At 70.6% G+C, this 11,193-nt stretch carries 14 protein-coding genes, 1 other RNA gene and 2 pseudogenes; 5 read left to right on the top strand and 12 right to left on the bottom strand.

Annotated features, from left to right (window positions below):
• Position 1: 1 nt before the first annotated feature.
• Positions 2-370: a hypothetical protein gene (locus tag NE236_RS39985; protein WP_252847508.1), complete on the bottom strand. Its 369-nt coding sequence runs from the start codon at positions 368-370 to the stop codon at positions 2-4.
• 65 nt (positions 371-435) lie between these two features.
• Positions 436-714, bottom strand: coding sequence for a DUF6191 domain-containing protein (locus NE236_RS39980; protein WP_252847507.1), 279 nt, complete (start codon positions 712-714; stop codon positions 436-438).
• A gap of 180 nt (positions 715-894) precedes the next feature.
• Between NE236_RS39980 and NE236_RS39975 the strand changes: the two genes are divergently transcribed.
• The 4 genes from NE236_RS39975 to rnpB all read left to right on the top strand — a co-directional run bounded on the left by NE236_RS39975 (position 895) and on the right by rnpB (position 3,983).
• Positions 895-1,731: a Nif3-like dinuclear metal center hexameric protein gene (locus NE236_RS39975; RefSeq protein ID WP_289851509.1), complete on the top strand. Its 837-nt coding sequence runs from the start codon at positions 895-897 to the stop codon at positions 1,729-1,731.
• Complete coding sequence (locus tag NE236_RS39970; protein WP_252847505.1) at positions 1,715-2,458, top strand: zinc ribbon domain-containing protein; 744 nt, start codon at positions 1,715-1,717, stop codon at positions 2,456-2,458. Before NE236_RS39975 ends, NE236_RS39970 begins: the two co-directional genes overlap by 17 nt.
• A complete protein-coding gene (locus NE236_RS39965; protein WP_372494518.1) occupies positions 2,455-3,585 on the top strand; it encodes a bifunctional RNase H/acid phosphatase in 1,131 nt (376 codons plus the stop codon). Before NE236_RS39970 ends, NE236_RS39965 begins: the two co-directional genes overlap by 4 nt.
• 11 nt (positions 3,586-3,596) lie before the next feature.
• Positions 3,597-3,983, top strand: an RNA gene (gene rnpB / locus NE236_RS39960) — RNase P RNA component class A.
• A gap of 392 nt (positions 3,984-4,375) precedes the next feature.
• On the opposite strand, the pseudogene NE236_RS39955 reads toward rnpB, so the two are convergent.
• The 5 genes and pseudogenes from NE236_RS39955 to NE236_RS39935 form a co-directional block, all read right to left on the bottom strand.
• Positions 4,376-4,909: pseudogene (locus NE236_RS39955) on the bottom strand (DUF2332 family protein); the annotation flags it as partial.
• Positions 4,910-5,612: 703 nt separating this feature from the next.
• Positions 5,613-6,476, bottom strand: a complete 864-nt coding sequence (locus NE236_RS39950) for a DMT family protein (RefSeq protein WP_252847504.1) — start codon at positions 6,474-6,476, stop codon at positions 5,613-5,615.
• Positions 6,473-6,661 (bottom strand): annotated as a pseudogene (locus NE236_RS45425) (4'-phosphopantetheinyl transferase superfamily protein); the annotation flags it as partial. The pseudogene NE236_RS45425 and the gene NE236_RS39950, both read right to left, overlap by 4 nt.
• A 28-nt stretch (positions 6,662-6,689) precedes the next feature.
• Positions 6,690-7,544, bottom strand: a complete 855-nt coding sequence (locus tag NE236_RS39940) for a metallophosphoesterase family protein (protein WP_252847503.1) — start codon at positions 7,542-7,544, stop codon at positions 6,690-6,692.
• Between the two features lie 10 nt (positions 7,545-7,554).
• The gene (locus NE236_RS39935; RefSeq protein WP_252847502.1) at positions 7,555-8,217 is read right to left on the bottom strand and encodes a TetR/AcrR family transcriptional regulator; all 663 of its coding nucleotides are present in this window, start codon (positions 8,215-8,217) and stop codon (positions 7,555-7,557) included.
• Between the two features lie 88 nt (positions 8,218-8,305).
• Here NE236_RS39935 and NE236_RS39930 point away from each other — a divergent pair, with 88 nt between their 5' ends.
• The gene (locus NE236_RS39930) at positions 8,306-9,166 is read left to right on the top strand and encodes an SDR family oxidoreductase (RefSeq protein ID WP_252847501.1); all 861 of its coding nucleotides are present in this window, start codon (positions 8,306-8,308) and stop codon (positions 9,164-9,166) included.
• A 195-nt stretch (positions 9,167-9,361) separates the two neighbouring features.
• Here the strand turns inward: NE236_RS39930 and NE236_RS39925 are convergent, their stop codons facing one another.
• From NE236_RS39925 to NE236_RS39905, 5 genes are all read right to left on the bottom strand, one after another.
• The gene (locus tag NE236_RS39925; protein ID WP_252847500.1) at positions 9,362-9,517 is read right to left on the bottom strand and encodes a lytic polysaccharide monooxygenase; all 156 of its coding nucleotides are present in this window, start codon (positions 9,515-9,517) and stop codon (positions 9,362-9,364) included.
• Complete coding sequence (locus NE236_RS39920; RefSeq protein WP_252847499.1) at positions 9,510-9,710, bottom strand: lytic polysaccharide monooxygenase; 201 nt, start codon at positions 9,708-9,710, stop codon at positions 9,510-9,512. Before NE236_RS39920 ends, NE236_RS39925 begins: the two co-directional genes overlap by 8 nt.
• A 21-nt stretch (positions 9,711-9,731) precedes the next feature.
• Complete coding sequence (locus NE236_RS39915; protein WP_252847498.1) at positions 9,732-9,908, bottom strand: hypothetical protein; 177 nt, start codon at positions 9,906-9,908, stop codon at positions 9,732-9,734.
• A 28-nt stretch (positions 9,909-9,936) separates the two neighbouring features.
• Positions 9,937-10,227 (bottom strand): hypothetical protein, encoded by a 291-nt coding sequence (locus tag NE236_RS39910; protein ID WP_252847497.1) that lies wholly within the window; start codon positions 10,225-10,227, stop codon positions 9,937-9,939.
• Between the two features lie 112 nt (positions 10,228-10,339).
• On the bottom strand, positions 10,340-11,188 hold the full coding sequence (locus NE236_RS39905; protein ID WP_252847546.1) for a DUF5753 domain-containing protein: 849 nt from the start codon (positions 11,186-11,188) through the stop codon (positions 10,340-10,342).
• Between the last annotated feature and the right edge of the window lie 5 nt (positions 11,189-11,193).

The following is an 11,193-nucleotide window of genomic DNA, read 5'->3' as shown; positions in this document are numbered from 1 at the left end:
GTCAGAGCTTGGGGGTGAAGGAACCGCCGCGCAGGCCGGTGTCCACCAGCTCGACCGCCCGGGCGATCGCCGCCAGGCGGGTGCCCTCGCGCCGGTAGATCTCCAGCACCGCCTCGAGCCCGTGGGCGGGGACCACGTCCGACAGCTCGGCGCGGGCGGTGCGGAAGCCCTCGCGGGCGGCCTCCAGATCGGCGGCGACGTGGTGACGGGCCATGCGCGACAGCACGATCGGATAACGCCGCAGCACGCCGTACCGGCGGTATTCGGGTGGCACGAGGTCGAAGAGCCAGGCCACCGCCGTGTCCTCGAATCTCTCGGTGCCCGGCGGATGCACTCCCGAAGGCCAGCCGGGCGGCACGTATGCGGTCACGTCGCCAGAATAAGTAAACTCGAATGCGTGTTCGAGTAAAGGTAGGAAAAGTGTGACGCCGCCGGCTACTTCTCCTCGTCCTCGGACTCACGGCGCCGGGTGATCCGGATCGTGCCGGAGTCCAGGTCGTCGCGGCCCGGCGTGCTGTTCGTGTGCAGCTCGTGGCGGCGCGTCTTCTCCTTCTCCTGCTCCTCCAGCTGGATCTGCTTCCCCGCACCGCCGAACGCGGCCTGCAGGTCCGCGAACATGCCCGGCCCGAACCCCGCGCCGGACGAGGAGTCGCCCCGGATGGCGGACATCAGGCCACTGCCTCCACCGCTGCCCTCCTTCGGCCAGTCGATCACTTCCGGCTCGGTGGCAACAGCGGGACGCTTACGCGGACGCCTGCGGCGCCGTCGAAACGGTGATTTCACGCAACCTCCAACGATCGGCCGAGTGGCATGATTCCGCACGGGGCCCCGCCGATGGTATGCGCGATCCTAGTGATCTTGGTATGCGCGATTCCGGCGATCTCGGACGGTACCCTGCGGAGGGTGCCCACCACACTGGCCGACGTCATCACGATCCTCGAAGGTCGCTACGACCCCGCCTGGGCGGAGCCCTGGGACGCCGTCGGCCTTGTCTGTGGTGATCCGGAGGCCGTCGTCCGCCGTGTCCTGTTCGCCGTCGACCCGGTGACCGACGTGGTGGACGAGGCCCTCGAGTGGCACGCCGATCTGATCGTCACCCACCACCCGCTGCTGCTGCGGCCCGTGCACGGAGTGCCGGCCACCACGCCGAAGGGCCGCGCCGTCCACCGGCTCATCACGGCCGGCACCGCCCTGTACACCGCACACACCAACGCCGACGTCGCCGACCCGGGCGTGTCCGACGCGCTCGCCCGCGCCGTCGGGCTCACCGGGCCCCTGCGACCGCTCAGCCCGTCCGCCGACGATCCGCGCCGGGGACTCGGGCGGATCGGCGAGCTGCCCGCGCCCGTCACACTGCGGGAGTTCGCGGACGCCGCTGCCACGGGCCTGCCCCTCACCGCCGCCGGTCTCCGCGTCGCCGGCGACCCGGAGGCGCCGATCCGTACGGTCGCGGTCTGCGGGGGCGCCGGCGACTCGCTGCTGGGCGCGGCCCGCGCCGCGGGAGCCGACGCCTACCTCACCGCCGACCTCCGCCACCATCCCGCGTCGGAGTTCCGCGAAGATGGGAGTACGGCGCTCGTCGACGCCGCACACTGGGCGACGGAATGGCCGTGGCTCGGCGACGCGGCGGACCTGGTGCGCCAGACTGGCGTGGAGACCCGGATCTCCACCGTCGTGACCGACGCGTGGACCTTTCGATCCTTGAAGGAAGTACGTGAAAGCAGCACCTGAAGCCCAGTTGCGCCTCCTCGACCTGCAGGAGCTGGACGCCCGGCTCGATCGGCTGGCCCATCGGAGGCGTACCCTCGCGGAGCTCGCGGAGATCGCGAAGGTCGAGGAGCGCCTCGGCGGAGTCGACGACGCGCTCGTCGCCGCCCAGACCGAGATCAGCGACATCGACCGGGAGCAGAAGAAGGCCGAGCAGGACGTCGACCAGGTACGCGCCCGCGCCGACCGCGACCAGAAGCGGCTCGACTCCGGGCAGGTCTCCTCGGCCCGCGACCTGGAGAACCTCCAGTCCGAGATCGCGTCCCTGCAGAAGCGGCAGTCCGACCTCGAGGAGATCGTGCTCGACGTGATGGAGCGCCGTGAGGAGGCGGAGAACCGCCTGCGCGCGGTCGAGGCGGACAAGGAGACGGCCGAGAAGGAGCTGGCCGAGCTGTCCGAGCGCCGCGACACCGCCCACCGCGAGATCGACGGCGAGGCCGAGCTGGTCCGCACCGCGCGGGCCGGGGTCGTCGGCGACATCCCCGACGACCTGCTCAAGCTCTACGAGAAGCTGCGCGAGCAGCACCGGGGCGTGGCCGCCGCGGCCCTGCTGCGCGGCCAGTGCCAGGGCTGCCACCTGCAGCTCAACACCGTCGAGCTCAACGCCATCCGCACTGCGGTCAAGGACGACGTCATCCGCTGCGAGGAGTGCCGCCGGATCCTCGTCCGTACCCCGGAATCCGGCCTGTGAGGCTCATCGTCGAGGCCGACGGCGGGTCGCGCGGCAACCCCGGCCCGGCCGGGTACGGCGCGGCGGTCAGCGACGCCGTCACAGGTCAGGTCCTTGCCGAGAGAGCCGACGCCATCGGCGTGGCCACCAACAACGTGGCCGAGTACCGCGGCCTCATCGCCGGTCTGGAGGCCGCGGCGCAACTCGCCGCCGACGCCGACGTCGAGGTCCGGATGGACTCCAAGCTCGTCGTCGAGCAGATGTCCGGCCGCTGGAAGATCAAGCATCCGGACATGAAGCCGCTGGCCCTCCAGGCGCAGCGGCTCGCCTCCGGTTTCTCGTCGGTGCGCTACACGTGGATCCCCCGGGAGCGGAACAAGCACGCCGACCGGCTCGCCAACGAGGCCATGGACGCCGCCGCCCAGGGCCGCACGTGGGCGCCGTCCACCGTCGAGGAGGACGAACCGGACCCGCCCGCCGCGACCACCGGATGGGCGCCGCCGACCACCGAGCCCACGACGACGCTGCTGCTCCGGCACGGTGAGACGCCGTACTCCGGTGAGCGGCGGTTCGCCGGCGTCGGCGACATTCCGCTGACCGACACCGGTCTCGCCCAGGCCCGCGCCGCGGGAGACGCCCTCGCCGGCCGCGGCATCGACGTGATCGTCACCTCGCCCCTCAAGCGGACACGCCAGACCGCCCAGGAGGTCGCCCAGGCCATCGACGTCCCGGTCCGCGTCGAGGAGGACCTGCGCGAGACCGACTTCGGCGACTGGGAGGGTTACACCTTCGCCGAGGTTCGCGAACGCTGGCCCGCCGAGATGGACGCCTGGCTCGCCGACCCGTCCGTCGCGCCTCCCTTCGGCGAGAGCTTCGCGGCCACCCTCCAGCGCGTCCGCACCGCCCGCGACAAGCTGCTGGTCCGCTTCCGCAAGCAGACCGTGCTCGTCGTGTCGCACGTGACCCCGATCAAGATGCTCGTACGCCTGGCGCTCGACGCCCCGCCGTCCGCGCTCTACCGGATGCACCTGGACGTCGGGTCGCTGTCGGTCGTCGACTGGTACGCCGACGGCCCCGCCGTCGTCCGGTCCCTCAACGACACCCACCATCTGCGTGCGGTCGCCGAACCTGGGAATTTGGTAAAATAGTCGCTGACGGACGAGTCGGCCGGACGGTCGCGTCGGAGTTCTGCTCCGACGAGGAAGGTCCGGGCTCCACCGGGCAGGGTGGTCGGTAACGCCGACCCGGGGCGACCCGCGGGAAAGTGCCACAGAAAGCAGACCGCCTCCGCATGCGGAGGTAAGGGTGAAACGGTGGTGTAAGAGACCACCAGCGCCCCAGGTGACTGGGGCGGCTCGGCAAACCCCACCCGGAGCAAGGTCAAGAAGGGTCCGCCTCACGGCGGGCCCGCGCAGGCATTCGAGGGCGGCCCGCCCGAGCCTGCGGGTAGACCGCTTGAGGCCGCCGGCAACGGCGGCCCTAGATGGATGACCGTCGCTCCGCGCGAGCGGAGGCACAGAACCCGGCCTACAGGCCGACTCGTCCGTCATCGCCCCTCTGACCAGGGGCGTCCGTCCTCGCCCGTGGGCGCTGTTCCGCTGTCAGTCCGAGTTACACCGAACGAGCACGCCGGGACCGGCCACGTGCACGTCGCGGGCGGACAGAAAGCTCGGTGAAGGCCGGGGTCGGGCGGCCGTTCGCGGTTCTTGCCCCTTTTGCGGCTGCGGTTACCGAGCTTTTGGCACACCGGTGCGTGCGAGTCCACCGTCGGAGGCGGCGGCGAGGCCTGCGTGGACGAACTCGATGACACGGTCGACCAGGGGCAACGGATCGGCGGCGCGGGTACGCCTGGGGGTCAGTCAGTGGGCAGCCACTGGAAGTCGTCGGCGGGGGTCCGGGCCGGGGCGAGCCAGCGCAGGTAGGGGTCGGCCATGGCGATCAGGCTGTCATCGTGCCGGCCGCGTCACGCAGGCTGGCCCCGACCAGGTAGAGGCCGTTGCGCCCGGCCAGCGGGCCCTTCAGGGCAGGTACGGAGAGGCCGGTGGTGGCGACGAGACCGGGGGCTTCCGCGAAGACCCAGGCCACCGGGCGCCGCCGGGCGATTTCGTCCAGCTGCCCGAGGAACGCGGTCCGGGCGCCGGCGCTGAGGTAGCTGAGAAGGGAAGCGGTGAACACAACGACGGGCTCGTGGCCCGGTAGGCCGTCGAGCAGCCGGGCGGTGTCGGTGACGGCGTCGCCGGGCACGACGGTCGGGGCCCCGGTCGAGACGGCGAGCTCGATGGCGCCTCGCAGAGTGGTCAGGCCGTCGACGTCCTCGGGCCAGATGAACGCCTCGAGCCAAGCGCGTTCGGCGGCATCGGCCAGCAGGACCGGTTGCTGGTCGATGCCGATCCGGGAGGTGATCTCCGGGATCGTCCCGAAGATCTGACCAGCGGCAGTGTCACCGCGCAGATCGCAGGAGATCAGGACCGGAGAGGCCGCTGCCGAGGCCCACTTCTTTTTAGTCGCTCTTGGTGATCTCGTGGTATCGTTCTGTCATCAGCACGTCCCGTGCCCAGGCGACGCGGGGCACCCTCCTCGGTCCGATAGCTGTGCAGGCTGGATCGATAGCGTCCGGAGGGACGTGCCACGCGGGTCGGCGGCTTTGCCTGCCGACACCAGGGCACGAAGACGATTGGCACATACATACCCGGCATCCAGCCAGGATGATTCCTGAGGATTTCTCAGGATCGCTTCGCCAATCAGAGACGCTGGGCCGCCGCTGCTCGCTGCTCGCTGCTCGCTGCTCGCTGCTCGCTGCTCGCTGGGCGTGCGCATGAGCATGTCGAGCAGGGCGGTATCGCCGGCTACGCCTTTGCTCAGCGTCTCGTAGACCACGGAGCGGCCCCGGCACTGCGTGTCGGCGAAGAACTGGAACAGGCGGCGCAGCCGTCCGGCCTCTACAGCCTCATCCGTACTCTGCCGCTCGGGCAACGAGTTCACCAACCTTGATTGTGAGGACTCCAGCTCGCGGGGTCGTCTGCGGCATCCGCTTCCGCCACCGCTTGGCCTCCAACACCACCTCGCCCCCCCCAGATGATCAAGACCACCCGGCCGGAGTCAGCGATCAACCTTACGGCCCCACAACCGACACGCTGATCGCCTCTGCACGCGTAGCCGCGCCCCGCACGCGGGCTCACTGAAAGGACGCTGAGGAAGGTCTCACCTTGTCGGTCTCGGTGGCAGGTTCCCCGAAGCGGGCGAGGGCGAGCGTGCCGCCGACTGCGATGACGAATCCCAGCACAGCGCTCCAGGCGTACCCATGACGGGTGCCGTCGCCCAGAAGGAGAACCCCGACCAGCGCGGGCACGACGGTCTCGGCAACGACCATCGCCGCGGTGGTCGTGGTCACCGAGCCGCGCTGCAGCGCCGTGGCGAAGAACAGGAACGCCACCAGCCCGCCGCCCGCCACGACGTACGTCGCCGGGTCGCGCAGCAGATCAAGAGGAGACAGGCTCACTAGAACCCGTGCGCCGATGGCCACGAGGCCGAAGCCCAGTCCAGCGATCAGACCGAGCACCGCAGACCTGATCGCCCCGCGAAGCCGCCCCGCCGCGGCCCCGACCACGGCGATCACGACGACACACCCGAGCAGCGCCATCCGGAACGTCAGGCTCACCGCCGCAGGGTTCTCGTGCCCGGCGGCCAGCCCCAGCAGAGCCAGGCCGATGCACACCGCCGCCACGGCGGCCCACTCTCGCACCGCCAGCCGAAAGTGCAGGACCCGGGCGGCGACCACCGCGGTCACCGCCAGGTTGCCTGCGACCATCGCCTGCACCACGAACAGCGGCAACGACCGCAACGCGGCCAGTTCGGCGGCGAAGCCCAGAAGGTCCAAGCCTGTACCGAGTAGGAACGGAAGCCGACGGACCAGGCGGACCAACAGGCGGGGGTCGACGCCCGTGCTCGCTGGTGCCGCACGCGCCGCCAGCGCCTGCAGCACACTCGCCGTGCCGAAGCACACGGCCGCGGCGATCGCCCCGAGGAGACTCCAGATCACGCCCCGAGCCTACGGACCGCCCGAGCGTCGCCGCTCCCGGAGGACGACCGATACTGACTCGAAGCCGAGATTCGCTGCGCGGACCGGCGCGCAGCCTTCGCGCCCTCGAAGCCCAGCCAGCGGCGGGTCAGCGGGAACCACGCCTTGTAGACCGGCTCTTTCGCGCTGAACAGCAGGCGGCCCCACCGTACGCCGGGTTCCGCAGCTCCTCGATCACGGGGTTTCCGGGGCCGGAAGGATCTGCCGCAGGGTCGGCTTGACGGGGCGTTTCTGCCACTCGCGCGGGTAGCCGACCGACACCTCCTCGAACCGTACGCCGTCGTAGTAGGTGGTCCGCGGGATGTGCAGGTGGCCGTAGACGGCTGCGGCCGCGCGGAAGCGCACGTGCCAGTCGGCGGTGTGCACGGTGCCGCACCACTGGGCGAACACCGGGTACCGCAGGACGCGGGTGGGCTCCCGTACCAGGGGATAGTGGTTCACGAGCACGGTGGGAAGCTCCGGGTCGAGCTCCGCCAGCCGCTTTTCGGTCGCCGTCAGCCGGGCCCGGCACCAGGACTCGCGGTTCGGGTACGGGTCCGGATGCAGGAAGAACTCGTCGGTGCAGACCACGCCCTCCGCGTTCGCCTGCGCGAGGGCGGCCTCCTGGGTGGCGGCGCCGTCGGGGCGGAACGTGTAGTCGTACAGCAGGAAGAGCGGTGCGATCACGGCCGGGCCGCCGGGGCCTGTCCAGACCGGGTACGGGTCCTCCGGCGTGAGGACGCCCATGCCCCGGCAGAGCTCGACCAGCCGCAGGTAGCGGTCCTCGCCGCGCAGCCCGGTCGTGTCGCCGCGTGGGGTCCACAGCTCGTGGTTGCCGGACGTCCACACGACGGTCGCGAAGCGCCGGCGCAGCGTGTCGAGCGCCCATTCGATGTCGTCGAGGTTCTCACCGACGTCGCCGGCGACGAGCAGCCAGTCGTCACCGGAGTACGGACGCAGTTCCTCCACCAGTTTCCGGTTCTCCGGGTACGCGACGTGGAGGTCGCTGATGGCGAGAAGCCGCGGCCCGTCTTCTGGCGTTGTGATCACATCGGTGATGCTACGTGGGCCTGCCGCGGGGAAGCCCGCGTACGGCGGCGAGGCCTGCGTGGACGAACTCGATGACGCGGTCGACGAGCGGCACGAGATCGGCGGCGCGTGGCTCCGGACCGGCCGTCCGGGCCTCGTCCGCCTCGTAGACCTCGCGGAGACCGGTCACGGCCGCCTGTGCCGCGAGCCGGGGCACCAGTGCGGTCGGTGGCAGCCCCAGGTCCGCTCCGAGGGCTGCGGCGAGGACCCGTTCGGCCTTGACGTACGACGCGCGGGTGCGGCCGCGTAGTGCCTCATCGTCCGCGATCACCTGGGCGCGCAGCGCCCGCAACCGCCAGAAGCGCCGCGCCTCCTCCGGGTCGCCCTCCTCGATGGCGCGGATCGTCGTGATCATCCAGTCGCGGAGTGCGGCGAGCGCCGTCTCACCGTCGCCTCGTGCGGCCAGCCGGGTCGCGAGGGACTCGGGACCGAAGGGGTCGTCGAGGGCGAGCATGTCCTCTTTGGCGGGGAAGTGCAGCGTGACGGTCCGTGGGGCGACGTCGGCGGCGTCCGCGATCGCCTTGATCGTGGTCGCGTCGTACCCGGCGGATGCGAACAGTTCGAGCGCGGTCTCGCGGATGAGCGCGCGGGTGCGTCGCTTTTTGCGCTCCCGGCGGTCTGGGGTCTCCAGCATGCCCTCATGCTACCGCTCTGGCATCATTGCCATCCAGCATAAGAATGCTAAGTTAGCATTGATGCTTCGATGGCAATAAGGAGAGATCGTGACTTCCACCTGGTTCATCACCGGCACCTCGACCGGCTTCGGGCGAGAGCTCACCGAACAGCTCTTGCGCCGCGGCGACACCGTCGCGGCCACCCTTCGCACGCCCTCACGCCTCGGCGACCTCGCCGCCGAGCACGGCGACCGGCTGTGGCGCCGCGCCCTCGACGTGACCGACACCGCCGCCGTACGTCGCGTCGTGGATGAGGCGTTCGCCGAGCTCGGCCGGGTCGACGTCGTCATCTCCAACGCCGGCATCGGCGTGTTCGGCGCGGCCGAGGAGATGACCGACGACCAGATCCAGCAGCAGATCGCCACCAACGTCCTTGGCTCCGTCCAGCTCGCCCGGGCCGTCACGCCGCACTTCCGGGCGCAGGGCGGTGGCCGGCTGCTCCAGGTGTCGAGCATGGGCGGGCAGGTCGCCTTCCCGGGCCTGTCGGTCTACCACCTGACGAAATGGGCCATCGAGGGCTTCTTCGAGGCGTACGCGCAGGAGGTGGAGCGGTTCGGCATCCGTACGACGCTCATCGAGCCGGGCATGGCGGGCACGAGCTTCTACGGCGGTGGAGAGCCGCCGCGCGCGCCCGCATTGGACGTCTACGAGGGCACGGAGCTGACGCCGTGGCTGCGGGGCACCGGCGTCAGCGAGAACGACATGCCGGGAGATCTGCGGAAGATGGCCGAGGCGATGATCCGCATCGCCGAGTCGGACGACCCGCCGCGACGACAGCTTCTCGGCTCCGACGCCTACGCCATGGTCCGCGAGGCGCTCACCGAGAGGGTGCGCGCCCTCGACGACCAGCGCGCCCTCGCACTGTCCACGGACCGAGACGCCCACCGGTCCGGCCATGCCGGGCGGTAGAAGCCGCGCCCACCGCGCTGTCGTCCGCCGCGGCGAGCGGATCACTCGGTCGACGGTCCTGCTCGAGGGCGGTCCGGGGGTGTTGTCCCGTTTCGCAGGCGCGGTCACCGAGCATTCGGCGCGATGCGCTCATGACCCGTACGGCCGCCGGTCCCCGCGCCCAGCGGGGGCCAGCGGGCCGGAACGGTTCGCAGGTCAGCTGAAGTTGACGTCGCTGCAGAAGAAGAACGCCTGGTCCATGTGCGAGGCCTGCCAGATCGTGAAGACGACGTGGCGGCCCGTACGGCCCGGGGCGCGGAGGTTGTCGACGATGTAGTCGCCGGCCGGCGTGTACTTGGCCGTCTTACGCAACGAGCTCCAGGTCGCTCCAGCGCAGGGGCTGGGTGAGGGCGTTGTACCCCTGGCGGGTGACGTAGACGAGGATGTGGTCCGCGCCGTGCCGGTGAGCCTCGGGCGGCGACGAGGCCTGAGCGACGAGGCCTGAGCATGGGCGAGCCGCGGAGGCGGGGGCGTGGTCACCGCCGCCGCGGCCCGGTCCGTTCACGTGATCGGCCCAGGGGCTCGCTCACGCGGGCTTCTCGTACGCACCGTCGAACTTGGCGCACATCTCGCGTGCCTCGTCGGGATAGCGCCCGATCAGTCGGTGCAGCTCGGCGAGCTCCGCGTCGCGGCGGAGGTGTCCGACCACGGTCATCTCGTCGAGGATTCGCCGGAACTCCGTCAGCTCCTGGTCGTAGCTCATATGTCCGTCCGGGGGTGAGGGGCGGTCATCATCGGTTTCCGATGACGCGGCTGATCTCCCGGGCCGCTAAGCCCTTGTCCGCCGCCGGGCAGATCGGCTGGCCCCAGGAGTAGAAGAACCAGTACGCGTCGCCGTCGACGATGTGGTGCTCGCAGCGGATCGTCTCCGACATGACGGGTGCGTGCCGGTTGGTAGCACGGAGATACGGGGCCGCGCCGTAGGTATGGTCGAGTGTGGTCTCGAAGCCGGCTTGGTCGAGGGCACCTCGCAGTTCGTGAAGGTGCCGGACGACTGACGAGGTGATGGTCTCCTCGCCCATGGGCGTCTCCTCATCGCGCGGGATCTTCGGCCACTGCCGTGACGTTAAAGTCGCCGACCCGCCGCGTGCGAGGAGTGTGCCCGAGTGTGGCACAGGACTTCGGCGCAGGACCTCAGTCGAGGGCGTCGATCGCGTCGGAGATCAGCGTCCGCGCCGCCGTGCCGAAGACCGCCATCCCGGACAGCTCACCGAACGCCTTGGTGTAGAGCTCCACCTCGCCGGGGGTCGTCACCGTCACCGCCGCCGACAGGAGCTCCACCGACACCTGCGCGGAGTCGAAGATGTTGAAGGCCTCGAGCGTCCACATCCGGCGGCCCCCGTGCTCGAAGGGGATGACGCCGAGGGACACCGACGGCAGCGTCATGATGTCCAGGAGATGGTTCAGCTGCCCGGCCATCGTGTCGGAACCGCCGACCCGGTAACGGAGCACCGCCTCCTCGACGAGCACGGCGAACCGGTGGTCGCCGTCCCGTACGACGTGCGAGCGGGCCATCCGGGCGGCGACCGCCTCCTCCACGTCGTTGGGGTTGCCGTGGAAGGTCGTGATGGCCGACAGGAGCGCGCCGGCGTAGGCGGGCGTCTGGAAAAGCCCGGGGACGACCTGCGAGCAGTAGACCCGGAAGTTGTGGGTCCGCTCGTACAGCGGGACGCGCGACTCCTGGAGCCGGCGCAGGCCGGTGCGCTGGAGCCGTCGCCACTCGACGTAGGCGCCCTCGACGCTCCGCACCGAGGCCACGAGATCGGCGGACTGGTCGTCGGCCTTGCAGACGGCGCACCAGCGGCGTATGTCGTCGGCGGAGGGCGGCCGGGAGGCGTGCTCGATCTTGGAGACCTTGGTGCGGTCCCATTCGGCGGCGGCGGCGAGCGCCTTGGCGGTCAGGCCGGCGTCGACCCTGATCTCCCGCAGCCGGTCGGCGATGGCCTGGCGGGCCGCCTGAACCGATGACGACGGCGATGTCATGGACA

Origin of the sequence: Actinoallomurus purpureus, from assembly GCF_024055795.1 — a bacterium.
Lineage (GTDB): Bacteria > Actinomycetota > Actinomycetes > Streptosporangiales > Streptosporangiaceae > Actinoallomurus > Actinoallomurus purpureus.
Note: the sequence above shows the minus strand (reverse complement) of the source record. Positions and strands in the feature narration are given on the sequence as shown.

Coding starts and splice junctions, on each gene's coding strand:
- NE236_RS39910 (WP_252847497.1), bottom strand. CDS start 10,227: ATGGGCGAGGAGACCATCACCTCGTCAGTCGTCCGGCACCTTCACGAA.
- NE236_RS39915 (WP_252847498.1), bottom strand. CDS start 9,908: ATGAGCTACGACCAGGAGCTGACGGAGTTCCGGCGAATCCTCGACGAG.
- NE236_RS39905 (WP_252847546.1), bottom strand. CDS start 11,188: ATGACATCGCCGTCGTCATCGGTTCAGGCGGCCCGCCAGGCCATCGCC.
- NE236_RS39935 (WP_252847502.1), bottom strand. CDS start 8,217: ATGCTGGAGACCCCAGACCGCCGGGAGCGCAAAAAGCGACGCACCCGC.